Origin of the sequence: Rhizobium bangladeshense, assembly GCF_001662075.1 — a bacterium.
Taxonomy (GTDB): Bacteria; Pseudomonadota; Alphaproteobacteria; order Rhizobiales; family Rhizobiaceae; genus Rhizobium; species Rhizobium bangladeshense_B.
This window is the reverse complement of the sequence record NZ_LYPL01000010.1, coordinates 64,787-90,589: the sequence shown is the minus strand read 5'-3', so window position 1 is coordinate 90,589 and position 25,803 is coordinate 64,787. Positions and strand designations below refer to the sequence as shown.

At 60.8% G+C, this 25,803-nt stretch carries 19 protein-coding genes; 2 read left to right on the top strand and 17 right to left on the bottom strand.

The genetic code is table 11. The features are described 5' to 3' along the window. Nucleotides 1-71: 71 nt before the first annotated feature. The 11 genes from A7X77_RS19900 to A7X77_RS19850 form a co-directional block, all read right to left on the bottom strand. A complete protein-coding gene (locus A7X77_RS19900; RefSeq protein ID WP_064684568.1) occupies nucleotides 72-1,175 on the bottom strand; it encodes an asparaginase in 1,104 nt (367 codons plus the stop codon). A 71-nt stretch (nucleotides 1,176-1,246) separates the two neighbouring features. Further along, entirely contained in the window at nucleotides 1,247-2,719 is a 1,473-nt protein-coding gene (locus A7X77_RS19895; RefSeq protein ID WP_064684567.1) for an amino acid permease, read from the bottom strand. 192 nt (nucleotides 2,720-2,911) lie between these two features. Then, the gene (locus A7X77_RS19890) at nucleotides 2,912-3,613 is read right to left on the bottom strand and encodes a FadR/GntR family transcriptional regulator (protein WP_064684566.1); all 702 of its coding nucleotides are present in this window, start codon (nucleotides 3,611-3,613) and stop codon (nucleotides 2,912-2,914) included. A 52-nt stretch (nucleotides 3,614-3,665) separates the two neighbouring features. After that, nucleotides 3,666-4,385: a FadR/GntR family transcriptional regulator gene (locus A7X77_RS19885; RefSeq protein ID WP_064684712.1), complete on the bottom strand. Its 720-nt coding sequence runs from the start codon at nucleotides 4,383-4,385 to the stop codon at nucleotides 3,666-3,668. An 85-nt stretch (nucleotides 4,386-4,470) separates the two neighbouring features. Next, nucleotides 4,471-5,292, bottom strand: a complete 822-nt coding sequence (locus tag A7X77_RS19880) for a bifunctional allantoicase/(S)-ureidoglycine aminohydrolase (protein ID WP_064684565.1) — start codon at nucleotides 5,290-5,292, stop codon at nucleotides 4,471-4,473. A 78-nt stretch (nucleotides 5,293-5,370) separates the two neighbouring features. Then, nucleotides 5,371-7,206 (bottom strand): ABC transporter ATP-binding protein, encoded by a 1,836-nt coding sequence (locus tag A7X77_RS19875; RefSeq protein WP_064684564.1) that lies wholly within the window; start codon nucleotides 7,204-7,206, stop codon nucleotides 5,371-5,373. Between the two features lie 33 nt (nucleotides 7,207-7,239). Beyond that, on the bottom strand, nucleotides 7,240-8,436 hold the full coding sequence (locus A7X77_RS19870) for an aminotransferase class V-fold PLP-dependent enzyme (protein ID WP_064684563.1): 1,197 nt from the start codon (nucleotides 8,434-8,436) through the stop codon (nucleotides 7,240-7,242). Between the two features lie 69 nt (nucleotides 8,437-8,505). Next, nucleotides 8,506-9,018: a RidA family protein gene (locus A7X77_RS19865; RefSeq protein ID WP_004672416.1), complete on the bottom strand. Its 513-nt coding sequence runs from the start codon at nucleotides 9,016-9,018 to the stop codon at nucleotides 8,506-8,508. 69 nt (nucleotides 9,019-9,087) lie between these two features. After that, nucleotides 9,088-9,957 carry an ABC transporter permease gene (locus tag A7X77_RS19860; RefSeq protein WP_064684562.1) on the bottom strand — a complete coding sequence of 290 codons (870 nt, stop codon included), beginning with the start codon at nucleotides 9,955-9,957 and terminating at the stop codon, nucleotides 9,088-9,090. Beyond that, nucleotides 9,957-10,898, bottom strand: coding sequence for an ABC transporter permease (locus tag A7X77_RS19855; protein WP_064684561.1), 942 nt, complete (start codon nucleotides 10,896-10,898; stop codon nucleotides 9,957-9,959). The genes A7X77_RS19860 and A7X77_RS19855 overlap by 1 nt, the downstream gene beginning before the upstream one ends. An 80-nt stretch (nucleotides 10,899-10,978) precedes the next feature. Next, the gene (locus A7X77_RS19850; protein WP_064684560.1) at nucleotides 10,979-12,505 is read right to left on the bottom strand and encodes an ABC transporter substrate-binding protein; all 1,527 of its coding nucleotides are present in this window, start codon (nucleotides 12,503-12,505) and stop codon (nucleotides 10,979-10,981) included. 222 nt (nucleotides 12,506-12,727) lie between these two features. Here A7X77_RS19850 and A7X77_RS19845 point away from each other — a divergent pair, with 222 nt between their 5' ends. Continuing rightward, nucleotides 12,728-13,312: a DUF1349 domain-containing protein gene (locus A7X77_RS19845; protein ID WP_064684559.1), complete on the top strand. Its 585-nt coding sequence runs from the start codon at nucleotides 12,728-12,730 to the stop codon at nucleotides 13,310-13,312. A 49-nt stretch (nucleotides 13,313-13,361) separates the two neighbouring features. Here A7X77_RS19845 and A7X77_RS19840 read toward each other — a convergent pair whose 3' ends face one another. From A7X77_RS19840 to A7X77_RS34435, 4 genes are all read right to left on the bottom strand, one after another. Beyond that, complete coding sequence (locus tag A7X77_RS19840) at nucleotides 13,362-13,826, bottom strand: hypothetical protein (protein ID WP_064684558.1); 465 nt, start codon at nucleotides 13,824-13,826, stop codon at nucleotides 13,362-13,364. 49 nt (nucleotides 13,827-13,875) lie between these two features. Next, entirely contained in the window at nucleotides 13,876-14,277 is a 402-nt protein-coding gene (locus A7X77_RS19835; protein ID WP_064684557.1) for a hypothetical protein, read from the bottom strand. A 148-nt stretch (nucleotides 14,278-14,425) separates the two neighbouring features. Further along, on the bottom strand, nucleotides 14,426-14,773 hold the full coding sequence (locus A7X77_RS19830) for a hypothetical protein (RefSeq protein WP_064684556.1): 348 nt from the start codon (nucleotides 14,771-14,773) through the stop codon (nucleotides 14,426-14,428). Nucleotides 14,774-14,776: 3 nt separating this feature from the next. Continuing rightward, on the bottom strand, nucleotides 14,777-14,872 hold the full coding sequence (locus A7X77_RS34435) for a hypothetical protein (RefSeq protein WP_432431346.1): 96 nt from the start codon (nucleotides 14,870-14,872) through the stop codon (nucleotides 14,777-14,779). A 131-nt stretch (nucleotides 14,873-15,003) separates the two neighbouring features. On the opposite strand from A7X77_RS34435, the gene A7X77_RS19820 reads away from it, so the two are divergent. After that, nucleotides 15,004-16,091, top strand: a protein-coding gene (locus tag A7X77_RS19820; RefSeq protein WP_156668133.1) for an IS3 family transposase whose coding sequence is annotated in 2 segments (ribosomal slippage) — nucleotides 15,004-15,265 and nucleotides 15,265-16,091 — 1,089 coding nt in all. Because the reading frame shifts where the segments join, the coding sequence is not laid out codon by codon here. Nucleotides 16,092-16,451: 360 nt separating this feature from the next. Here A7X77_RS19820 and A7X77_RS19810 read toward each other — a convergent pair. Continuing rightward, nucleotides 16,452-16,853: a hypothetical protein gene (locus A7X77_RS19810; RefSeq protein ID WP_064684553.1), complete on the bottom strand. Its 402-nt coding sequence runs from the start codon at nucleotides 16,851-16,853 to the stop codon at nucleotides 16,452-16,454. Nucleotides 16,854-16,857: 4 nt separating this feature from the next. After that, on the bottom strand, nucleotides 16,858-25,761 hold the full coding sequence (locus tag A7X77_RS19805; protein ID WP_245293773.1) for a hemagglutinin repeat-containing protein: 8,904 nt from the start codon (nucleotides 25,759-25,761) through the stop codon (nucleotides 16,858-16,860). Nucleotides 25,762-25,803: the final 42 nt, after the last annotated feature.

Sequence of the window (25,803 nt, the reverse complement as noted above, 5' to 3'; positions counted from 1 at the left end):
GCACGTATTGCCGCGGCAGGCTGAAGACGAGGTTCGGGCGGGACGCGGCGGAACGGCCGCGTCCGCAGGCGTCATCGGGCCAGAGCGGCAGGACGAGGATCGTCCCCGCCCGGCTTCGATCCACGCAGCGTGAACGGAAAGGACACGCCGCCTGTCGTAACACCCATCGTGTTCACGCGCTGGGGATGATGGAACGGCGCGAGCTGGCTTCGGATATCCGGCGAGCCGATGCCGAGCCGCTCGAGGAGCTCCGTTACGACGGCGTAAAGGATTTCAAGATTGCCGTCCTCGATCTTGACCGAGATGCCGAGCGCACCGTCCGTTCCCAATCGCCGGGTTGCATCCGAGGCCCGCACGCCGATTGCGTAGCTGGCATCGGCCCCGAGCTTGCCGATGAGGGCGCCGTCGAATGCGCGCATCAGCAGCGTGCAATAGCGTCCCTCGCCCGCAACCATGTCAGGGTGGCGCGCCATTGCATGGAAGATGCGGGCCAATGCCGGCCCCCGCGTCGGCGAAGCCTCGCCCGCCCCTTCCCCGTCCGCTGCCGCGGCAAGCTTGGCATAGATGCGGGCCAGGCGGTCCAGCGGAAAGGCGGGAGTCGGGAGATTGCATCCGTCGATCCCCCATTCGACCTGCCGGACGTCCAGATCGCAGAGTTCGGCGACGGTGCGTTTGACCCTCTCCTGCATCGGATGATCCGGCAGGTGGTAGCCTTCCATGCCTGCCCCGATCGCCCGGGCGCCGGCAAGCATGCCGACGTGTTTGCCCGAGCAATTGCTGCAGACTGCCGTCGGGATAAAATCCTGCCTGATCCAGGCGCGGTTCACCGTTTCCGACAGCGAAGGATGGCCGCCGCAGCGAAGGTTGGCCTCCTCGGCCTTGATCTTAGACAGCATGGTTCGCGTCCGCGCGATATGCCGCTCTTCGCTGCTGTGGGACGCGCACATCAGCGCAATATCCGCATCATCGAAGCCGAAACGCTCGACGCCCTCCGTCTCCAGGATGGCGAGCGCCTGCGCCGGCTTGGCGGCGGAGCGGGCAAGCGTCATACGCGCCGGATTTCCGAGCGTGTAGAGCAGCCTGCCCTTGGCATCGACGACAGCCGCGTGGACGCGATGACTGTTCTCGACGATCCCGCCACGATCGGTGACGACGAAATCCTCACTCGGGGTCATGTCTTTCTCCATTTATGCCGCACCCCGGCGGCGGCTGCGCCGCCGGGGCAAGCTCGGATTCTCGATCGATGTCAGGCGAGATCGAAACCGCCGCGATCCTCGCCCTGTTCGGCGGCGAGCATGTGGATGCGCTCCCGCATCAAGAGCCAGCCGACCACCAGCGCCGGAATGATCAGAGCCAGAGAGGCGACCGTATAGGTTCCGACGGGATAGTCGAGGGCCATCAGGATCACGACGACGGCGAGGAAGCCCAGGGTCAGCAAGCCGGTATAAGGCGCGCCGAACATCCGGAATTCAGGCCGTGACAGCTTGCCCTGCCGCGACAGCTGCCACAACTTGAGCTGGCAGAGCACGATCACGCCCCACGCCGCGATGATGCCGAGAGCGGCGACATTCAGACCGATCTCGAAGGCTTCTGCCGGAACGACGGCGTTCAGCACGACGCCGAAGGCGGTCACGACAGCCGTCACCGCAATGCCGACATAGGGCACGCCGGATCGGTTCATCTTCGCCAGTGCCGCCGGGGCCGAACCCGAAATCGCCATGGAATGCAGGATGCGGCCGGTCGAATAGAGGCCGGCATTGAGCGACGACAGAACGGCGGTCAGCACCACGAGGTTCATGACGACATCGGCGCCCTGGATGCCGATCTTGCCGAAGAAGGTCACGAACGGACTCTCGCCGCCCTTATAGGCGGTATAAGGCAGCAGCAGCGACAGCAGCAGGACCGAGCCGACATAGAAGATCACCAGGCGCAGCACGACCGTCCGGATCGCCCGCGGCATGACCGTGCGGGCATTTTCGGTTTCGCCGGCGGCGGTGCCGATCAGCTCGATCGAGGCATAGGCGAAGACCACGCCCTGGATCACCACGAGAGCCGGCAGGACGCTGTTCGGGAACACCCCGCCGAAATCGGTGATCGTGTTCAGGCCCGGAACATGGCCATCGATCGGCGTGCCCGTGACGACGAAGTAGACGGCGACGATCAGGAAGACGACGAGGGCAAGGACCTTGACGAGGCTGAACCAGAATTCCAGTTCCCCGAAGACCTTTACCGACAGGAGGTTCATCGAGAGGACGAGGACCAGCGCCGCCAGCGCAAACACCCACTGATCGATCATCGCGATCCACGGGACATAGGCCTTGAAGAAATTCATGTAGAGGGCGACCGCGGTGACGTCGGCGACCGCCGTCATCGCCCAGGTCAGCCAATACATCCAGCCGACCGCGAAGGCGAGCTTTTCGCCGTAAAATTCGCGGGCATAGGAGACGAACGAGCCCGAGGTCGGGCGATGGACGATCAGTTCGCCGAGAGCCCTCAGAACGAGAAAAGCGAAAAAGCCGCACAAGGCATAGACCAGCACAAGTGCCGGACCGGCAGCGGCAAGCCGGCCGCCGGCGCCGAGAAACAGCCCCGTGCCGATGGCGCCGCCGATGGCGATCATCTGGATCTGCCGCGGCTTCAGCGCCTTGTGGTAACCGAGGTCCTCCTCGGCAAAGACCTGGCGATCGGCCTCGCTTCTGTTGGATTGCATCACTGTCATTTCTCCTCCCTATCCATGGGTTCGGCAACCTCCCGGCCGCCCCTCCGCGCAGATGCCATAAAGATGTTAATCTGCTATGCGGTCTGACAGGTTTGGCGATTAAAGGAAAAACTACCTTGCAGTCAAGGATTTTTGCTCTGCTATTTGTGGATGCTTAACCGACGGCCTGGGGAGAGGTCTTTACCGGCAGGATTACATCGAGCCGATGATGCGGCTGACAGCCGCCTCGACTTTTTTGAGATGAATTTCCATCGCCGCCTGGGCCTCGGCCTCCGCCCCTTTGCGGATGGCTTCGACGATGGCGCGATGCTCTTCATTCGATTCCTGACGCCTCGGCCCCAAGGCGGTCAGCAGCCCGGATTGTCGCGCCATCGCCTCGCGGACGTCATCGACGATGTCGCGAAAGACGGCATTCTTCGATGCCTCGGCAATCAGCCCGTGAAAATCCGAATCCAGCCGCACCCACGCCTCGGTATCTTCTTCCTGCTCCATCCGGTCGCACAGCGCCAGCAGCCGGGACAGCTCATCGTCGCTCCGGCGCAGCGCCGCCCAGCCGGCAGCGGAGACCTCGACGAAGGCTCGCGCCTCCATCAGATCACGCGCCGAATAATTGCCGTAGCGAATATCTCCGTCGCCTGCGGCGGTAAGCACATAGGTCCCGCTTCCGGTGCGCGTCTCCGTCAGCCCCAAAATCTGCAGCGAGCGCAGCGCTTCCCGCACGATCGGACGGCTGACACCGTATTTTGCCGCGAGCTTGGCTTCCGACGGCAGCTTGGAACCGGCGGTAAAGCGGCCGGACAGAATGAGATTGCGCAACTCCTCGAAAACCAGTTCCGAGGCGCTTTTTCGACTGAGGATCGCGGTGTCGGAAAGCCAGCTTTGTAGATCGTTCATCGCTTTGCATTCGATCGGCAGCGACCCGGATATCCGGGCGCGACATTGGAAATCATATCGTCAGCGGCGCTTTCTCTTCACCAGCAATGCCGATGATGGAACGCTTGACCTCCAGCAGGTGCTCCGCCATGGCGGCGCGCGCAGCCCGTTGGCTGCCTGCGGCGATGGCCTCCAGAATGCGGCGGTGCTCGGCGTTGGAGGCTTTGCGCCGGCCGCGAACGTGCTCCACCAGTTCCGACTGCGTCGAAAGAGCGCCGCGGACATCGGCGACAACCTTCCGGAAGATCGCGTTGCCCGAGGCTTCGGCGATCTCTCCATGAAACTCAGCGTCCATCCGCACCCATGTCTGAATGTCCTCCTCCTCGTCCATCCGGTCGCACAAGGATAAGAGCGACGCCAGCTGCGCGTTCGAGCGCCGCAATGCCGCCCAGCCCGCAGCCGGGATCTCGATGCAGGGGCGCGCCTCCATCAGGTCGCGGGCGGAATAGGCGCCGCCGCCGAGCTGCCGCGCCGGGCTTTCCGAAACGACGAAAGTGCCCCGGCCGGTCCTGGTCTGCGTAAAGCCAAGCGTCTGCAGCGAGCGGAGCGCCTCCCGCACGATCGCCCGGCTGATGCCGTAACGTTCGGCGAGTTGCACCTCCGCGGGAAGACGGGTTCCGAGCGCCAGTTTCCGACTGACAATGGCCGTGCGGATATCTTCGAAGACCGCTTCGGCAGCGTTTCTCCGGCCTATCTCTTTCTTCTCCGACAGCCATGAATCCATATCCTGCATCGAAGGACGATGCGGGCATTCGAGAGAGCTGTCAAGCAACCGGACAGGTGCGCGCAGACGCGCCGGCAGCATGCCGACGCGTGGCCTACCAGAGCTTCATGTGACGGTTGACGTCCTTGTACAGCAGGTAGCGGAAGCGGCCGGGGCCGCCGGCGTAGCAGGCCTGCGGGCAGAAGGCGCGCAGCCACATGAAATCGCCGGCCTCGACTTCGACCCAGTCCTGGTTGAGGCGATAGACCGCCTTGCCTTCCAGCACATAGAGCCCGTGCTCCATGACATGGGTTTCCATGAAGGGGATCACCGCGCCCGGTTCCAGCGTGACGATATTGACGTGCATGTCATAGCGCACATCGGCAGGGTCGATGAAGCGGGTTGTGCCCCAGCGGCCGTCGGTGTCGGGCATGGCCCGGATCGGATGGTCGTCCTCATGCGTGACGATCGCCGGCGGCGACTCCAGCCCCTCGACCTCCTGGAACGCCTTGCGGATCCAGTGGAAAATCACAGCAGCCGAGCCATCGTTCTTCAGGCGCCAGGCCGAACCGGCAGGAATATAGACGAAGGAGCCGGCGCGCAGCGTATGGCTGACACCTTCGAGCTCCACCGTCATGCCGCCTTCGACGACAAAGAGCACTGCCTCGGCCCGCTTGTCCGGTTCCGGCCGGTCGCTTCCGCCGCCCGGCTGAACCTCCATCACATATTGCGAGAAGGTCTCGGAGAAGCCGGAAAGCGGACGGGAGAGGACCCATGCCCGCGTGCCCGTCCAATGCGGCAGGAGGCTGGTGACGATATCGCTCATGACGCCGCGGGGGATGACCGCGTAAGCCGTGGTGAACACCGCCCTGCCGGAAAGCAGCTGGGTCTGCGGCGGCAAACCGCCGAGCTTCGAAAAATAATCTGTCTTGTTCATCGGTCCGGACTTCCAAGCATTTGTTTCTGCATCTGCTTTATGCGCCGCCGGCCTGTTAAGCAACTGCCAAGACTGGCGCTACCGGTTGGCCATCACCAGATGGCCCGGCCCGACTTCACGATAGAGGGTGGCCGGAGGCTGGTAGTCGACGGCACGCATCGGGCTCTTGATTTCGTCATTCGCCACCATGCGTTTTTCGTGTCGCCGGTCGGGATCGGGCACCGGCACGGCGGCGATGAGTTTCCTCGTATAGGGATGTTGCGGATTTTCGAAGACGGCGGCGCGCGGGCCGATCTCGACGATCTCGCCGAGATACATCACCGCCACGCGGTGGCTGACGCGCTCGACCACCGCCATGTCGTGCGAGATGAACAGGAAGGCGAGATTGAGGCTCTGCTGCAGGTCCAGCATCAGGTTGATGACCTGCGCCTTGATCGACACGTCAAGCGCCGACACGCTTTCGTCGGCGACGATGACCTTGGGCTGCAAAGCGAGCGCCCGGGCGATGCAGATGCGCTGGCGCTGACCGCCGGAAAATTCATGCGGGTAACGCGAAGCCATATCCGGGGATAGACCGACCTTGACCAGCAGATCGGCGACGACATCCTTTGCCTCTCTCGCGCTGCCCATCCTGTGCTCAAGATAGGGCTCGGCAATCGCCGCCCCCACCGTCATGCGCGGATTGAGGCTGGCGAAGGGATCCTGGAAAATCATCTGCACGGATTTGCGCATCTCGCGCAAATCCTTCCGGTCGAGGCCGAGCACCTCCCTGCCCTCGACGAGAACCGAGCCCGCCTGCGGCTCGATGAGACGCATGATGGCGCGGCCCGTCGTCGATTTGCCGCAGCCGGATTCACCGACCAGCGACAGGGTTTCGCCGGCATGAAGATCGAAGGAGACGTTTTCGACCGCATGCACCCGGCTGGTCAGCCGGCCGAACAGGCCGGAATGGATATCGAAACGCTTGGTAAGGTTCTTGACCTCAAGCACCGGCGTCGCGGCGACGGTATCGGCGGCTTCGGCCGGTATGTCCGATTCGCCCGTCGCCGTATTGACCACGGGAAACCGCAGCGGCCGCTGACGGCCCTGCATCGAGCCGAGCACCGGCACGGCCGACAGCAGCGCCCTGGTGTAAGGATGTTTGCCGCGGTGAAAAATATCGGCGGTGGGGCCGCTCTCGACCTGTTCGCCGCGATACATCACCACCGTGCGGTCAGCGATCTCGGCGACCACACCCATGTCATGGGTGATGAAGAGAACCGAAGTCCCCTCCTCTTCCTGCAGCATCTTGATGAGATCGAGGATCTGGCCCTGGATCGTTACGTCGAGCGCCGTCGTCGGCTCGTCGGCGATCAGGAGTTTCGGCCGGCTGGCAAGCGCCATGGCGATCATCACCCGCTGGCGCATGCCGCCGGAGAAACGATGCGGATATTCGTCGAAGCGCGTGGCGGCCGAGGGGATGCGGACCTTTTCCAGCAGCCTGATCGTTTCGGCCCTGGCATCTGCCTTGCTCATATCGGAGTGGCAGAGCAGCGCTTCGGAAATCTGATCTCCGATCGTGAAGAGCGGATTGAGCGATGTCATCGGCTCCTGGAAGATCATCGCCACCTCATTGCCGCGCACCTGCCGCATGGCCTGTTCGGGCAAGGCGAGGAGGTCACGCCCGCCGAGCATGACGCGACCCTCGATGCGGCTGACCTCCGCCTGCAGCAGCCGCATGATCGACAGCGACGTGACGCTCTTGCCCGAGCCGGATTCGCCGACGATCGCCACGGTTTCGCCGGGCGCAACGGTGAAGGAAACGTCGCGCACCACAGGCTTCCAGGCGCCGTCGACCAGAAAGGACGTCGTCAGCCCCTCGACGGAAAGAACGGGGATGGCGGTCTCGATCGATTGTGCTTGGACGCTGCCCATGTCGGCTCCTCTACGGCGGATGAGAACGGCGGATCAATCCGGCCAGCGCAGCAAGCCGTCGAAGCGATGCCTGCTGCGGTTTTCGATCGGGGTTGCGATGATCTCGTTGGAAGCGCGCGCCTTGTCGAGTTCCTCGGCCAGGCGGTTTGCGACGATGACCTCCTGGCCGGGATGCAGGTTGCACGGGTCGAGATAGAAGTAGCGGTGCTCCACTTCATGGTCGCGCACGATGATCGGCGGGTTGCCCCTCGCCAGCGCATCGGCGAGATCCCAGGCGGTGATATGCGCCTGTTCGGGATCGACGATCAGCCGCAGCCGGTCGAGCGGATTGTTGGTCGGGTCGGGTTCGATCAGCGCGGTGATGCCGGGGCGACCGTCAAGCGTGCGTTTCCACAGGTTGAGATAGCCGGTCTCGCGTTCCCGGATGCCGGCATGGTCGCGGCGTTCCCAGGCTTCGAGAGCCGCCATGACGCCGAAGATGCTTTCCTTGCCGACCTTCATGCCGCGGCCGATGCCCATATTCTGCAGGAAGGCATGGCGCACCAGCTCCTTGCGACCGGCGACGATGCCCGAGGTCGGGCCGCCGAGGAACTTGTGGCCGGAGTAGAGCGCGATATCGGCCCCCTGCTCCAGGAAAATCCTCAGATCATATTCCGAGGCCGCATCGACGATAACAGGCACGCCCCTGGCATGGGCGATCTCGACGAATTCCTTGAGGTTCAGCAGGCCGTAATCGACGACATGATGGGAGACAACATAGACGGCCGCGGCGGTCTTGTCGGTGATCGCCTTCTCCATGTGGAAGCGATGCGTCGAGGTCGCCTGCCCCACCAGCACGACCTTGCCGCCGGCAAGCCGGATCGCCTGATCGACAGGGGCGCCGTAGCTCACCACATGGCCCATCTGCACCAGCACCTCGTTCTTCTCGGGCACCGCATCCGGCAGCTTCTCGATCGCCAGCAGATTGTCGCCGGTGATCGCGCCGGCGACGGCAAGCGAAATGCCGGCCGAGCAGGAGGCGGTGACGAAGCCGGCCTCGCCGCCGGTGAGGCGGGCGATGACGCTGCTCGCCCTGCGCTGCAGGTCGTTGATCTCGACGAAGTGCGGCAGGATCGCTGTCATTGCGGCGATCGCCTCCGGAACGACGATCGAGGCGCCGAGGCTCGTCATCGTACCCGAGACGTTGATGACGGGGCGGAGGCCGATCGATGGTCTCATATCAGTGGACATGAAGTTCTCCAGAATTCTGGCTCGGGGAGCGGGGCATGGGTGACGCCGCTCCAAGTATGGAAATTCCCGTCAGCCATGCAAGGCGACGATGGCCTCGATCTCGACGGTGATGTTGCCGGGCAGCGAGCCGAAGCCGACGGCCGAGCGGGCATGTTCGCCGGCCGCGCCGAAGACGGCGATCAGCAGATCCGAGCAGCCATTGATGACACTCGGATGATCTTCGAACTCAGGCACGGCATTGACCATGCCGAGCAGCTTGACCACCCGCTTGACGCGGGAGAGATCGCCAAGCGCCTCCTGCATGACCGCAAGCAGGTTGATGCCCGTCAGCCGCGCATGCCGGTAGGCCTCCTCGACACCGACGCCGCCGCCGACCTTGCCCGCATGCAGGAAGCCGTCGGCCTCGCGCGGCCCCTGACCGGAGAGGTAGAGCATATTGCCCTCCACCACATGCGTCACGAAATTGGCGATCGGCGGCGGCGGCGGCGGCAGCTTTATGCCGAGGGCGGCTAACCGTTGGTAAGGCGAGTTCTCGACCTTGCCGGCGGCGTTGGGAAATTGATTCACGCAAACTCCTGTCATGCGAATTTTGGATTGGCGAATTTTGGATTGGCGAATTTGGTTTTGGATTGGCCGATTTAGGTCGGCGGATTAAAGGTCCTTGCGAAGTCTTGGATCGAGCATGTCCCTCAGGCCGTCGCCGACCATCTGCAGCGACAGCACCGAGAGGATGATGGCGACACCGGGAAACAGCGTCATCCAGTCGGCCTGGCCGATATATTGCCGGCCGGCAGCGATCATCGTTCCCCAGGTTGGGATTTCCGGGCTGACGCCGAGGCCGAGGAAGGAGAGGCCGGCTTCGGCGAGCATCGCGCTGGCGAAAAGGAAGGTGGCCTGCACCAGGATCGGCGACAACAGGTTACGCAGCACATGCCGGGTCATGATGTGGAAGGTGGAAATGCCGAGCGCCTTCGCCGCCTCGACATAGGGAAGCTCGCGAATGACGAGCGTCGAGGCGCGGACGATGCGGGCAAGCCGCGGGGAATAGACGATCGACAGCGCGATGATGACCGTCGTCAATGATGGGCCGAGGGCGGCGACGAGGGCGATGGCCAGCAGAATATCCGGGAAAGCCATCATCGCATCGATCAGCCGGGCGATCGGCGTGTCGAGCTTCTGGAAAAAGCCCGCAAGCAGGCCGAGCGTCACGCCGATCACTGCCGACAGGCTGACGACCGCCGCACCGACGAGCAGCGACAGACGGCCGGCAAAGATCGTCCGCGAGAAAACGTCGCGGCCGAACTCGTCGGTGCCGAAGAAGAAAGTACCGCCTGGCGGCTTCAGCCGGTTGACGATGGAAAGCTTGGACGGCGAATAGGGCGCGACAAAGGGCGCGAAGACCGCCAGCAGCACGAAGATCGTCAGGATCAGCAGGCCGAAGGCCACCGTCTTGCGCTTCAGCAGGCGGCGGACGAATTTGCTGCCTTCGCTCTCGGCGGGCTTGATTGCGATATCGGCCATCAGTAGCGCACCCTCGGATCGACCAGCAGATAGAGCATGTCGATGGCAAAATTGATCAGCACATAGAGGGCGGCGATGACAAGCAGCGCCCCCTGGATGACGGGATAGTCGCGGCGCAGCACCGCCGAGACGACGAGATTGCCGACGCCCGGCAGGCCGAAGACGGTCTCGGTAACGACGGCGCCTGAAATCAGCACCGCCGCCGTCAGGCCGAGCACCGTCAGGATCGGGATCAGTGCATTCTTCAGCGCGTGCTTGAGGATGACCTTGCGCTCGATCAGCCCCTTGGCGCGGGCCGTACGGATATAATCGTCGCCGAGCACATCGAGCATCGAGGCGCGGGTGAAACGCAGGATCAGCGCCGAGGAGACGATGCCGAGCGCAAAGGCCGGCAGCGTCAGATGATGCATCCGGTCGAGGAAGCTCGAGCCCGGCCCCCCATAACCCGAGACCGGGAAAAGGTTGAGCCGGACGGCGAAAAACTGCATCAGGATGAGGCCGAGCCAGAAGCTCGGAATGCTGGCGGCGAACATGGCGAGCGTCGTCGCCGTCTGGTCGACGAAGGAGCCGCGCCGATAGGCGGCGTAAATGCCGATCGGCAGGGCGATGATGCTGGCGATGACGAGCGAAAACAGCGTCAGGAAGAAGGTCGGTTCGGCGCGGTCGAGCAGAGCCGAGGTCACCGGCATGTTGAGGAAGATCGACTGACCGAGATCGCCCTTCAGCAACTGGCCGATATAATAGACATACTGCAGGCCGAGCGACTGATCGAGCCCGAGCCGGGCTCTCAGATCGGCAATATCCTGCGGCGTCGCATCCGGCCCGAGCATGACGGCGGCCGGATCACCCGGCGTCACACGCACGATGACGAAGACGATCGTGACGACCAGAAACATCACGATGATCATGCCGAACAGGCGCTGGAGGATGTAGCGGATCATGAATGCTGGCCTTCAAGCCCTTGCAGATGCGGCAGAAAAGACCGGCACCGGCCACGAAGGCTCGGTGCCGGCGGCGATGCTTACTTGTTGATCGAGGCGTTCCAGAAATACGGCCACGGAGCCGGATCGACACCTTCGAGCTTGACCGACTTTGCCGAGACGGCGTTGAAATCGCCGATCTTCATGAATGGCGCGTCTGTATAGACGGCCTTCTGGACATCGGCCCAGAGCGCCACGCGCTTCTTCGGATCGACTTCCGAGGTGAAGGCGTCGACCGCGGCCTTGCGGGCCGGCGTATCCCACCAGCCGGGAGAGCTGGTCGAGAGCGAACCGATGAGGGCCGGCTCCGGCAGGAAGGGGCTGTGGGTGATGTAGATATCCCAGAGCTTCGGATCGGTGCGGCGCTGCGTCAGCGTCGCCCAGTCCACCACCTGCATATCGACGGTGAAGCCGGCAAGCTTCAGATATTCGGCGGCGACCTGCGCCATCTTGTAATGGAACTCGTACTGGCGGCTGGTCAGGATGCGGATCGGCTCGCCATTGTAGCCGGCCTTCTTGGCGGCAGCCGCCGCCCCTTCCGGATCGGCGACGTTATAGGCGCCTTCGACGCCGGCATCCGTCGACCAGGCAAAGGTCTTGGGATAGATCGAGCCGTCGAGCGCGTAAAAATCCGTGCCGCCGAAGGCTGCGGCCAGCATGTCTTCCATGCTGAGCGCCTGACGGATCGCCTTGCGAACCTCGATATTCGCAGCAGCACCTTCCTTGGTGTTGAAGACGAAGACCGGGTAGCCGAAGGGCTTCAGCATGACCGGCTGCGAGGCGGTGGAGGCCTTCAGCTTGTCGTAGGATTCGACCGGGATCGAATCGACATAATCATACTGGCCGGATACGGCGGCCTCGACGCGGGTGTTCGGATCCGGCACCGGCACGAAGCGGATTTCATCGAGATATTGGTGGCGGGCGCCGCCATAACCATTGCTGTCGCCTTCGCGCGACTTGTAGCCCTCGAAGCGGACGAGCTGGATATACTGGTCGGCCTTGCGCTCCTTCAGCATATAGGGGCCGGTGCCGATGAACTCCTTCATCGGCTCGTCCTGCTTTTCAGAAGGGATGATGATCGCCGCCGAATTGTTGAAGGCGAGCAGCGAGGTCAGCGGCGCATAGGGCTGCTTCAGCATGATGGTGACGGTCGAGGGATCGGTGGCGGCGATCTTGTCGATGAAGCCCGCCACCTGCTTGCCGCGCGAGGCGATCTTCATCCAGCGGTTAAGCGAGGCGACGACATCCTCGGACGTCATGTCTGTATTGTCGTGGAACTTGATGCCGGTCCTGAGCTTGATCGCATAGGTTTTGCCGTCGGCGCTGATCTCGGGCAGGCTCTCGGCGAGGAGCGGCGTGACGTTCCAGCTCTTGTCGAAAGTATAGAGCGTCTCGAAAATATGCTGCGTGACGATGCCGACGAGATCGGCCGTCGACGACATCGGATCGAGCGTCGGCGGCTCACCGATCGTCGCGACATTGATGACGCCGCCCTTTTCCTGGGCAAACAGGGTCGAAGGCAGGGCGATAAGCGCAGTGCCGAGCAGGAATGCGACAAGCGTTTTCATATGAGGGCTCCCGGTTAAGTTCCACAATTATGTAATTCATCTTTTTACAACAGAATAAGAGATGAAGTGATCGTGTCAAGCGGAAGCCGTGGATTATGTCGTGAGACGAGGGTCGCAACGGCAAACAGCGCGCGAACCGCATGTGCGGCTGGCCGCCTGCGCGAAGCTCGCGCATTATGCGAAGAATCGGCAGCGCCACGGCTTCAAGAAAGCGAGAATAGAATGAGCATCGATTTCAACGACGGAAAATGGCTGAACGAACCGGAAAGCTGGCACGCCGACGAAACCGGCCTGACGCTGACAACAGGCGAGAAGACCGATTTCTGGCGGGAAACCTATTACGGCTTCACCCGCGACAGCGGCCACTTCCTCGCCTTCCCCACCGCCGACAGCTTCACCGCGCAGATCCGCGTACAGGGCGAGTTCCGCACCCTCTACGACCAGGCCGGCCTAATGGTGCGCCTCGACGAAAAACGCTGGGTCAAGACCGGCGTCGAATTCACCGACGGCGAAGCCTTCCTCAGCACCGTCGTCACCGACGGCCAATCCGACTGGTCGGTGTCACAGCCCTTCAGGCAACTCGACGACTTCCACATCCGCGTCACCGTAGCGAACGGAGCGATGCGCATCCAGGCCTCCCGCGATGGACGCCACTGGCCGCTGCTGCGGTTAGCGCCCTTCCCGGCTGCCGATTGCTATGAGGTGGGGCCGACAGCCTGTACGCCGGAGCGCAGCGGTTTGAGGGTGCGGTTTTCGGAGTTTTCGGTTGGGCCAGCGATTACGACGGGGCTGCATGATTTGACTTAGGAGTTCCGGAATGCAGTCAAGTCGCACTCAGAGGCGCCGACAACAATAACTACAAATCATGAGTCTCTGCGCGATAACCCTTCTCAATGCGCTCAATCAGCAACGGTGCACTGATGATACCGCGGACCGGATATTTCTTGTCCTCATCAGAAAGGCCTCGAGTCAGCATCACTTCTGTTTCGCCATTCCATAACCACCAAGGCCCCCGCCGCCCTTCCCTATCCCGGGTACTGGTCCGAAAGGTGGGAAAGCCGGAATTTGCAGCGGACACACTACTGTTTCCGACATTTGCCACCAGGCCTTCGCCAACTGCCTTTTGGACAGGAAAGAATGCGGAAAACAACACAGGAGAAGCTACTACTTCGGCGAGATTGTTGGGTCTGTCGGCACGAAAGCCATCGAATACACGAAGCAGATGCCCATAGCGCGAATGCTTATGGGTGACCTGAGCGTAGGAGCCGCCTTTCGAGGTTAAAATTTGAATTATGTCCCCAATTTTGATGCGCTTGGTCATACAGAATTGGGTTCCGTTTTTTCCCGTGCCATTTGAGGTGAGTGCTATGCTATTCCAGAAAGCAGATATCCAGTCGATCTACCTTCCAGGAAACCATTTTCCCGCGGAGGGACCCAAAATCTTTGGAGAAGGCATCATCATCAAATGAGAGCGAACCGCAATCAATCTTTCCATCAGTCAATATACCCACTATTAAGTATGAATAACCTTTTCCGATCCGGCAAATTGATGGAGATTCATTTTCGGCCCCCTCGATAATATAATCACCAAAGACAGACGCGATAAGTTCTACCTGATATACCTCTCCAATATGAGTTGGATACGGCATATAACTAGCAAAGCACGTTAACCTTTCTCCTTGAATGAGTACAGAAACCTCTTCCTCAACTTCATCCCCAATTTTTTCTAACACCGCAGAATATTCATTTTTATAGGCCTTATTATTATCCATGGGATCTCCATTAAGCATTTTCCAGAAGCTGTTACGTGATCTGCGCCTCCGAAAACTTCGATGCCTTCATCGTCTTCCGTTCCTTTCCCAGCCAGGAAAACCCACCGGAAAACTCTAACCAAAACTGGTCCAGTTTGAAGGGTTCAGATCACATGTGCTTTAACTCGACAATGTATTTCGGATCACACCTGGAGTCGGCCGCAAGCAAATCGAACAGAGATTTCCAAATATGACTATAAGTTGAAAATGACTCCTCTTGGCGAGCTTTATTATAAGCATGCCCCGCCGCCCTTACGAAGGCGTTAAATCCCGCCCTGCTTTGTCTATGGAGAGTGATAAACGGCATTCCTTGATCCTCTAAAGTTTCATATATTTCTTTCTTAAACACTTCGTCTTTGCCATCAAACTCGTCCCTGATTTTCTCGACCAAGTAGAATAACGCGAACGAACCCAGAGGGAGCCCGACTTTATCGGAAATTAAGATTGAACCTGCCATTTTTTACCTCATGAGAATAAGCTTACTTTTTTGCGAAATCGACAACCCATCGATCAAGTTAAGCAGTAATTCTTGATTCTTCTGCGTCAGGAAACGCATGTCCAAAGGCACAATATCCGCCTTGTCGATATGCAGATGAAGGTTCTCGGTAAACGCAGAGGGTAATCCTCCCCGCGAATAGAGGGCTTTAAAAGTAGAATTTTCTCGGCAAGATGCTCGAGGAGATTTTGATGAAGAAGAGTCGATTTAGCGAAGCCCAGATCATGGCTGTGTTGCGCCAGGCGGAAGGTGGAGTGCCGTTACCTGACCTGTGCAGGGAACATGGCATCAGCACCGCCAGCTTTTACAAATGGCGTGCAAAGTATGGCGGCATGGACGCCTCGATGATGAGCCAGATGAAGGCTCTGGAGGAAGAGAACCGACGATTGAAGCGGATGTATGCGGACTTGAGCATGCAAGCCGATCTGCTGAAAGAGGCTCTCGGAAAAAAATGACACGGTCATCTCAGCGCCGAGAGCTGGCCGAGAAAGCACTGGCGCATCGCGGTGTGAGCATCGCGCTGGCATGCCGGACGTTTGGCGTCAGCGAAACCTGTTATCGGTATAGCCCTCAGCGCAATGCCGATAACGAGCAGATCGCCGATCTGTTGCTGGGGCTTGTGAAGGTAAAGAAGACGTGGGGTTTTGGCCTGTGCTTCCTCCATATGCGCAATGTCCAGGGTCATCGCTGGAACCACAAACGTGTCTACCGCATCTACCGGGAGCTTGAACTGAACCTCAGGATCAGGCCTCGTCGGCGGTTGAAACGGGAGAAGCCTGATGAACTGGCGGTGCCGGATGCGCCGAACATGGTCTGGTCGATGGACTTCATGGCGGATCGTTTGGCGGACGGCCGCCAGTTCAGGCTTTTGAATGTGTTGGACGACTTCAACCGCGAAGGTCTGGGCATCGAGGCCGACTTCTCGCTGCCCGCTGAGCGGGTCGTGCGCAGTCTCAACCAGATCATCGAATGGCGAGGCAAACCACTGGCGATCAGGGTTGATAACGGCCCGGAATATGTCAGTTCGACGCTCATCGAATGGGCTGAGACCCAAGGGATCGCGTTGAACTACATCCAGCCCGGCAAGCCTCAGCAGAACGCCTACGTCGAGCGTTACAATCGAACGGTCCGGCATGAATGGCTTGATCTGTATATTTTTGACAGCATAATGGAGGTGCAGGAGATCGCCACGGAGTGGCTTTGGTCATATAACCACGAACGGCCCAATATGGGTATTGGCGGCATCACACCCGCTCAGAAACTGAAAAGGGCCGCGTGAATTCTACCGCTGAACCCTGTTAAAACGGGGAGGATTACCCCCGGCAGCGGTGGCGCGGGTTCGTCTTGAGAAGGCAACTACCGACCTAGCATCTGAGCACCGGTTCGGCGGGCCAGAAGACGCGTCCAGCGAGATTGACATGTTGGAAGAAGCGACGGCCCTCACCCGTGCAGCAGCGCACCGGAAATAAGGCATGGATCGTCCTGTCCGAGTGCTGCTCGATGTCAACGTCTTCATCGGCAACATAATGGCGCACGACCGTGGTCATAAAGGAACTGCAACCCAGGCCCTGGTGTCGATCGTGAGCAGCCAAAAATGGGGCATAGATGATAGAGCTCAGCTAGTCACTCGTTCGAGACCTCATGTCACCATCAGCGGCTCTGCGGTTTTGAAAGCAGCAAGCAATCGTGCCACATCTGATTCATCAACAGGTATCGGTTGAGATTTCGCAGAGTTAAAATGCACCATAAACTCTTCAGGCATTCGTATTTTATACTTCTCTACCCAATGCAGTATTATTCCATCCCAGAAATAAACTCCATCCGAGAACACGACGTTCCGAACCAAATCAACGGGGTTATACGGATCTGGCGTGGGGCTGACAAACTCAATGATAACCAGCCCGCGACGTAAATAGGTCGCAACTTCCTCTGCGAATGACGCAGGCATTGTATTTATATTTTCTTTGATACTCTGAGCATGTATTGCGACATCAGAGTATTGCCTTTCTCTGTATAGTACTAAGCGCTTTGGGCTATCCATTACATCATTTTCCGCTTGGGTAAAACATTTGCCAGATAGGCTTTATATCTGGCCGCGGCACTTGCCCTATTCCAAATACATCAGTGTCGAAAACCCACTTATCCGCAGCCGAGTCCCAAGCCACGGGTCTGCTCGGTGCGAACACAGGAGCCTTCAATTCGTCGGCCAATTGTTGCGCAGTGCCACTTGTCCCACTCCAGCAGGAGGCAAAGCAGACCTGGCTGCCCTGCGTATAACTGGGATTAGCTCTTACCGCTTCAGCAATTTGTGCCGGGTTCGTTTCCCGACCGTTGACGAATGGGATTCCTCCAATCTCGTCATAATCCAAGCCCCCATGGACAATCACATTGTGACCATTTCCGGTATCAATCGCGTTATAGAAGTTCCGCTTTGTCGCAAGATCGTCTCCAACTGCTGTGCTTATGGCATTATGATAAACGCCGTCGCCAGATGCAGTTGTACTATCTAAGAAAGCGTCGTCCGTCTTAGTTACATTACCTCCTGGATCGCTCGGAAGGCCATCAGAAAAATTACCTGCCTTAAATCTTGTGAATAACGTAAGCACCTGCACGAGGGCGAGAGGGTCGCCATTGTTAGCCTTCGCGATAAGCGACGGGATGGCGGTGAAGCCCGAAGGATCACCAACGAGAAGACCAATGAGCTTTGACGCGTCGCGTTTTTCCTCCTCGGACAGCTTATTGAATCCATCGGGCGCCATAATTTTCAAGATTTGTACCAAGCCACCATTGTCTTGCAGATCTTTGAGAGCGGCTTGATATTGATCTTCGGGAAGAAGCCACGAGGCTGTGCCACTATAACTAGAAAGCGCTGCAAGCATGTTGGCGAACACAGCATCGCAACCATCCGCTTGGAAGCCGCTTGGCCTGCAAGCCACATAAGCATCCTGCTGCTGTTTATCTTTTGCCTCGAGCTGTGATTTCTCTGCGCACGCCCCGCTATTGGGATCCTTGGAGGCGGCACACGCTGCTTTGGCAGCATTCAGCGCATCATTGTCGGCATGATCGAGATAATTATACTGATACTGCGCGGCACCATATGACGCGCCCTCTCCGCCACCAACGGCGCCCCCTGCTAGTGCCGCCAGGCTTTCTCCGATCAGGGCAGCAAGCTGTTGGCCCTCTGCGGTCCCCTCAAAGCTAGTCCCTTTCAGCATGCCCTTGACGAGTTTGGCGATCGCGGGTGTTAGCAACGACGAAGTTGCCGCGCCAAGTGCGCCCTTAAGTGCGCCTTCCCAGCCGTTAACGCCGCCGAGAATGCCGGAGCCGATAGTGTGCAGGAGCACACGACCAGCTCCCCCTTCCTTCCAGTAGTCCATTCCTGTCTGGTCTTGGTTCTCGGCAGCTTGCTTGTAGAGTTCGCTGGCAATGTCACCGACCAACCCAGCCATCGTCTTTTGCGCTGCCTGCAGGTCCGCCTGCGTTCTGTACTGATCGCGCAAAATGTTCTGCAGGTCCGGCAGGCCGGGCAGTGAGGTATTGGTGTTTTCTGTATCGCGGCGGATTGTGCCGATATCCTGCGTCTGCTGCGCCGGATCGGTGATGGTGATGCCAATATTGGCGCCGATTGCCGAGTAGGCCCTACCGGTCTCCTTCTCGCCAGCCTTGACAGGTGGTGCCGGGCTCAGGCCACTGGTGCTAATCGACCCACCGTACGTGGCTGCCTTCCAGGTCGAATGCGTGTCGATGTCGGTTACCGTCAGGGTGCCGGTCGATATGCTGTTGACGGCCGCTGCCGCCTGGCTGGTGATCAGTCCTCCTACCAGTGTCGTCTGCTTCTCGACGTTGAGGATGAGACCACCGGTGCCAGCATGGATGCCGGATTGCTCAGAAACGACGGCGGCATCGCCCTTGGCATTCTGCGTGACACCGGAGATGCCGGAGGAGCCGAAACCGATCTGGCCCGAGAGATTGAGCTGATCGGCCTTGGCCTTGGACGTATCGACCTGGCTCTCGATCAACAGGTTCCGGACGTCGGCGATGACGGAGTTGCCGGTGACAGCGGCCCCCTTCAAGGTTAGATCGTTGGTGACGATGGCGACCTCGCCGGCACCGTTAATATGGGCGTTCATATGGCCGATGTCGGTCGAGCTGGAGCCGCCTTTGCCGTAAGATCCACTAACACCGACGCTGGCATCGCAGTTTTTCTTTGCCGTACTGCAACCGAAGTTGACGCCGACCCCTGCGCCCCATGAGCTGTTCGAACTGGTCGACTCCGATGTTCCAATGGCCGCGTTCAGGTTGATGTTGCCATTCGCCGCCGACAGGAGGATGTCGCCGGCCAGTAGATCGTCGGAGGTGGTCGGCAGGCCGAATTTGTCGTAGCCGGCCACTATCTGGGTTCCGTCGCTGGTGATGGATCCGTTCTGTGCGTCCATTGTGATGGAGCGGCCAGCACGGATATCCGTAACGACGGGTGCAGATATCGTCGAGGAAGATGCGCTCTGCTGATGGTTGATACCGGCATTCAAACCGATGCTGAAGGAAAGGCCCTTGCCGTCGGCGACGTTGTCGGAGACGCCCTTCAGGTCCTTGATACCCTGATAGAAGCTGAGACCGGCGATCGCACTGTTGGTCAGCCCGTTGACGCCGCCGGGATCGGACAGGCGTTCGGTCCCTCTCATAATGCTGTTAGCCGCGCTTCCCAACTGGCTGGAAACGGAGAGCGTCACACCGGCGAAGGTCTTCTCGTGCACCTCCTGATAATTGGTGACGTCATTGGCTGACATCAGATTGATGTCATTTTTCGCAAGCAGATTGACGTCACGCTCGGCCGAGGCCCCCGCAGCCTGCAGATTGATGTTGTTGCCGGCGAAGATGTTGAGATCGCGGCCAGCGGTCAGCATCGACGAAGCATTGGTGTCCGACTGCGCGGTGCTGCCGTCCTTGCTCGTCTGTGCGCCGATGCCGACCGAGAAGCCGCCATTGCCGGCAGAGAAGGACAGGCCGAAGCCGGACTTCTTCTCCTCTTCGGATTGCGAGAAGCTCTCCGCGCCGGGCGTCACGTTGACGTCGCGAGCTGCCGACAAGCTAATGTCTCGCTCGGCATCGACGGACGAGCCCATGATGTTCAGATCGGTCGTCTTCGCCGTGAGGTTGACGTCCTCGCCAGCAGAAAGGGCTGAGCCGACATTGAGGGTCGATGCCTGAGCGCCCTTGTTTTGCTGGCTGCCATAGATCGAAATGAAGCCGCCACCGCCGCCGACGCCTAAGCCGGACTTCTTATGTTGCTCCTCGAGTTCGTGCGTCTCCTGCGCCCCGATGATCGAAACGCTGTCAGCCGCGACATTAATCGAGCCGTCGGCATCGACCTTTGAACCGGCAATAATCGCTGCCCTGCCTGCGTCGAGATTGATGTCACCGCTGGCGCTCAGCTGAGAGCCGACCGTCGTCTCGTCGTAACTCTTGTGGCTGGACGAGCCTTTGGACAGGAAGCCGCTGCGCGAGCCCTTGTCGTCCTTGGTACTGGTATCCATTCCGGAGGCGATGATGAGGTCGCCCTTGGTGGTGATGTTCAGATTGGCATCATGGTCCTCGTCGCCGGCTATCACCTTCGAGGCCGAGATGACCGTGTCCTTACCGGAGGTGATGTCGACGCCGCCAGCGCCGCTGATCGATGAGCCGACGGCTGTCGTCGTTTCCAGATGGGTGGTCGTCTTCTCGCTCGTGCCGAGGAAACCGCCCTTGCTGCTGAGCTTGGTGTCGAGGGTCGCGGTGTCGGTGGCTTCGGCGATCGTCACGTCGCCATCGGCCTTGAGGCCAACCTTGCCGTCGGCGGCAACCTTGCTGCCGACGATGTTGAGATCATGATCGCCGCCGCCGTTGCCCGCCGTCACCGAGAGATCGCCGCCGGCGGATATCTCCGAGCCGACATGGGTGATCGACGAGGCGGACTTCTTGCCGAAGGTGGAGGCCGATTGCTCCTGGGCGGCAGTGATGTTGATATCGTCGCCGGCGGAAAGCGTGACATTGCCACCGCCCTTGACCGAGGAGCCGGAGAGCAGGATGTCGTCGCCTGATTTGATCGTCGCATTCGTGCCTGATGAAAGCTGCGATTGCTGCTGGTCGGTGGAGAGGGTTCTGGTGTAGCCGGACTGGTTGTTGCGGGCGACATCGGTCGAGACGACGGCCACCGAGCCGTTGTCGGCGGTCACGTCAAGCGTCGTACCCGCCTTGGCGGAACTGCCGATGACGTTGACATTGTCGGCAGCCTTGATCGTCAGGGCTCCGCCGCTGGCGATCTGGGTGCCGGTGGCATTTTGCTGACCGCTGTTCTCAACCTTGGCGGCTCCGAGCGTGACATTGGTGCCGGTGAGCTGGGCGGAGCCGCCGGCGTTCACCTTGACGCCCTTCAGCGCCAGATCGCCGCTGCCGCCGGCAAGCTGCACGTTGCCCGATGCCGTCACACCGGCATTGGTGTTGACCATGTTCTGGCCGCCGAGCGTCATGGTCTGGGCCGCGAGCGTGATGCCGTTGGTGGCATTGAGCGCCGTGTCGCCGCGCGACAGGAACGTTCCGCTGCCCTGAATGGTCTTGCCGGTGATGGTAAGGCCGCCGGCGGAGGCGATCAGGCCGGAATTGTCTAGATCGTCGACATTCATGTTGACCGAGCCGCCCGCCATGGCGGCGCCGGCGCCGCTGAGCTTCTTCCGGTCGGCGGCGGCGACATAAACGACGGGTGCGAGCACCTGGACGCCGTCGATCGTCTGCCACTGGTAGAGGACGATCGACTTGGTGAGCGCGGCCGCCTGCTCAGGCGTGATACCCTGGCCGACGGCCAGGCCGTGATCCTTCGCATAGTCGGCACCGTTGTCGAGCAGCGTCTTCATCTGCTCGATCGCGCTGTTGCCGGCAATGAAGGTGCTTCTGCCGAGGCCTTCGCCGACGAGCTGGCGCAACTGCGTGTCGATCAGCTGGTTCTCGAAATAGGCATCGCCCAGGAACGGAACCGTCGTCTCCGGCACGTAGCCGATGCGGTCCATGAAATAGCCGGAGCCGTAGAACTTGCTGACATCGAGGAAGTCGCCGCGGGTTTCGAACAGGAATATCTGGTGAGGGATGTTCCCGCCGACGCCGCCCGATTGCGGTTTGGCGGCCGCCTCAAGGGCTGCGCCGTCGAGGCGGATGCGTTCGGCAATATCGCCGAGGCCGGAAAGCGGGTTGCCGCCGCCGAGGCCGGTGTTGACGGTGAACAATGCGCCGCCCGCGGTCAGGCCGGTGAGCGCCGACAACGGATCACCGGGATTGCTGGTGGCCGTGACGCTGGCGCCGCCGGCCATCGAGCCGGCCGCCGACGTATTATTGACGCTGCCGAAATCGACGGAGAGCGCGCCGCCGGCCTTGATGTTGGCCGAGACGCCGCCGATCGCCTGGACGGAGCTGACGATCGTCGAGCCGTTGGCGATGTTCTTCGAGGGATTGGCGGTGCCGTTGGCATTATAGGCTGTGCAGGCGCCTTGGGCGCTGCAGGTCGTCGTCGTCGTGCGAAAAAGGGTGACACCGGTGTTGGTCAGCGTCGAGCCCTTCAGCGTCGCGTCGCCGCCGGCCTCGATCGAGCTGTAGGCATTGCTGAGATTGGTGGCGTCGATGGTGAGGTTGCGGCTCGCCCGGATCGTCGCTTCCGGGCTGAGTGTGCCGATCAGGCGGTCCTCATAGACCGACTGGCTGAGGTGGGACGACCAATCCCATGTGTAGGTGGTGCTCTCGTCCGAGCCGCTGAAATTGACCTCGTCGACGATGAAATAACGCGATGGATTGTTGGGATCGGCAACCGGATTGCCGTTGGCATCCCGCGGCACGCGGGCCCTGATCCAGTCGATGATCGGCCCGACCTTCTCCGGCCCATCGGCCGAGATCCACGTCCATGCACGATAGGTCGTACCATCGGCGAGCGTCGCCTTCGACCAGAGCAGCGGCTGATAATCCTGCCACAGCCCCGGATCGACGCCGGCATAGAGCTGGTACATGTTCTGATCGGCGGTCTCGAGGTAGCCGAAAGGCAGGCCGGCGGCGGCGGGATTGAGCGTGAAACCGGTGACGACGCCCGACGAAACCAGCGTCCCGGTCGTCCATTGCGGCGTGACGGCCCGCCGGTTGTTCAGATTGGCCGTCAGGATGGACATGTTATTTCCAGCCTGGATCAGGCTGGAAATATTGGTCACGCCGGCGTTTCTCTGTCCCGATGTCGCTCCGGCGATCTCAAGATCGTGGCCGGCGAGGATGGCGCCCTGATTGTTGGTGAGCGTTCCGCCGATCAACAGGCCGGCGTCTTGGCCGGCATAGGCAAGGCCGGTGGCGCTGTTGGTGAAATTGCCCGAGATGTTGAGCTTCAGGTCATCTTTGGCGGCCAATTGTCCGGCATTGGTCAGCGACTGCAGCGTCAGCGTCAGGTCGTCGGCGGCGAGCAGCGCGGTGCTGCTTGAGGTGGAGAGGCCGTCGGCATTGATGGTGATGTCGCCGGAGCCGCCGGAACCGGTGACGGCGTTGATGGTGGCGCCGCTGAGATCAGCCGTGCCCGAGAGATTGAGGGCGAAGCCGCCGAGGGTGAGGCTGTTGTTGCTGAGATTGGCGCTATCGGCATTCAGCGTCAGCGTGCCGCCGGCGGCGATATTGCTGGCCGCGCCATTCGAGAGATCGATATTGGTCGTGGTCAGCGTCAGGTTGCCGGCGGTGCTGGTCGGATTGCCATAGCTGATCTGGCCCGAAGCCGTGAGCGCCGCGCTGCTGCGGCTCTGCAGCTTGGCATAGGCGATGTTCTGGCTCGCATCGGCTGAAAGATCACCACTGCTCAGCAGCGCGTCCCCGATGGCGATCGAACCATTCGTGGCGGCAAGGCTCATGCCGCCCGCCTGCTGCAGCACCAGCGTGCCATTGGCCGATTGGGCGGTGGCGACGAAATCGACGCCGGAAGCGATGCCTCCAGCCTGTATGGCCGGACCCGTGACCGAAATGTCGCCCGCGGCAAGAAGCTGGCCGCTGATCGAGGTATCGGCGCTGACCGAAACGTTTCCATGGCCGCTGACGTTGTCGGCCTGGAAACGGCCGGCATCGACCAGGAGCGCGCCGGCGGCAATGAGAGTGTCAACATCAACGTTCCCGCTGACGCCTGCATCCAGCGTAAGATCGCCCGACGCGCCGAGGATGGCAGCGCCGTCCGGCGAAGCGGCGCTGGCCGCAAAGTCGAGACCGGCGACGATCGCCTCGGCCGAAATAGTCCCACCGGTGATCGACACGTTGCCGGCGCTGAGGATCTGGCCGCTGACATCAGTGGTGGCGTCGATGGTGATGGCACCATGCGCGGTCACCGACGCGGCCGTCAGGGCAACCGCCGTAACCGACGTATCGCCGGCCGACAGGAGTCCTTCGACATCGATCGCACCGCTACCGGCAACAAGCCGGATGTCCCCGGCGCTGCCGAGAACCGTACCACCGTTTGCCGCAGCGTTCGTCGCGGCCGCATCGAGACCGGAGACGATCGTTGCGGCTGAGATCGAACGGCCGGTCGCGGTCACATTGCCCGCGGCCAGCATGTCGCCGGAGATGCCGATATCGGCGCCGGCAGACAGCGTGAGGCCACTGCTGCTGACGAGCGAGGCTGCGGAGATCGCGCCTGATGTCGCGGTCATCGTCAGCGCATCGCCACTCTTGGCGCCGCCGCCGACCTGAATATCGCCGGATGTGCTGGTCAAAGTGAGCGCATTGCCGGCCACGACACTGCCGGCGGCGATGCCGGCCGCCGACGTCATCTCAACATTGGCAGCACTGTTCACCTCCCCGCCGACACTCAGCAGGCCGCTGCCGCTCGACAGCAGAATGTTATCATCGGCTGCAACCGTATCGAGGGTGATGCCCTGCTCCGCCTGAACCGCGACCTTCGCCTTCGACGTGACCTTGGAAGCCGTCACCTTCGCCTTCGAGGATACCGAAACGCCCTGCTCGCCGGAGACATTACCGAGCGAGATCTTGCCGTCGGCCGACAGCGAAAGCTCGCCCGCATTGGCGGCCATGTCGCCGCGCATGCGCACGCCGGCGCCCTTTTCGGTCACCACCATCTTGATGCGGCCGGCCTGCATTGCGCCAAGCGCCGAACCGTCGATCGCATATTCCGGCGTACCTGATGTCGCCGCAAGCGGCGTGGCGTTGCCGGTGGCATAATCGAATTGATTGCGACCGGCCGTGACACGAAGGTCCTTGCCGTAAACCGGGCCGTTGACGGTGACTGAGCGCGAAACGATATCGAAAAGGTCCACCGCGCCAGGTCCGGCAGCGAAGTTGCCGCCGTTAGGTCCGATCGTGACATCGCCGCCGTTGACCGTGAATCCCTTCAACGCGCCGTCCACGCCGATATCGGGAACGCCCGTCGTCAGCGTCGCATGCGGCGTGTTGATGAAGCCGCAGCCGTCGCAGGTGATGCCGTTCGGGTTGGCGATGATGACATCGGCGCGGCCGCCGAACACCTCGATCGCGCCGTTCAATGCCGAGCGGTTGCCGCTGGTGACTTCGTTGAGAATGACCGATGCCGGCGCCGATGTATTGAGATTGGGATTGCCGGGCGTGATGCCGCCGAGATTGGAGGTGCCGATCTCGCCCTTGAAGTTGTTAAGGATCAGCCCCGGCGTGCCGACATTGAAATTGTCGTATTTGTTGTGCGATAGACCCTGGCTGTTCGGGGTGACGATGTCGATGAGCGGCACGCCGTTGGGTGCCGCGCCGACGCCCGGCTGATTGGCGGCAGGCGCCGAGGTGCTTGCCGAGACCGACTGAGCATTGGCCAGCATCGGCTGGAGGACCAGCAGCGCGCTGAGCACGAGCGCAAGCGAGCGATGGGCAAGCCTGCCTAGCCGGCAGCCACGACCCTTACCATTCGAACCAAGGCCGGTTTTTTCACGCATCGTTTCGTCTTTCCAAACGCACAACTGGTTTTTGTCTCGACA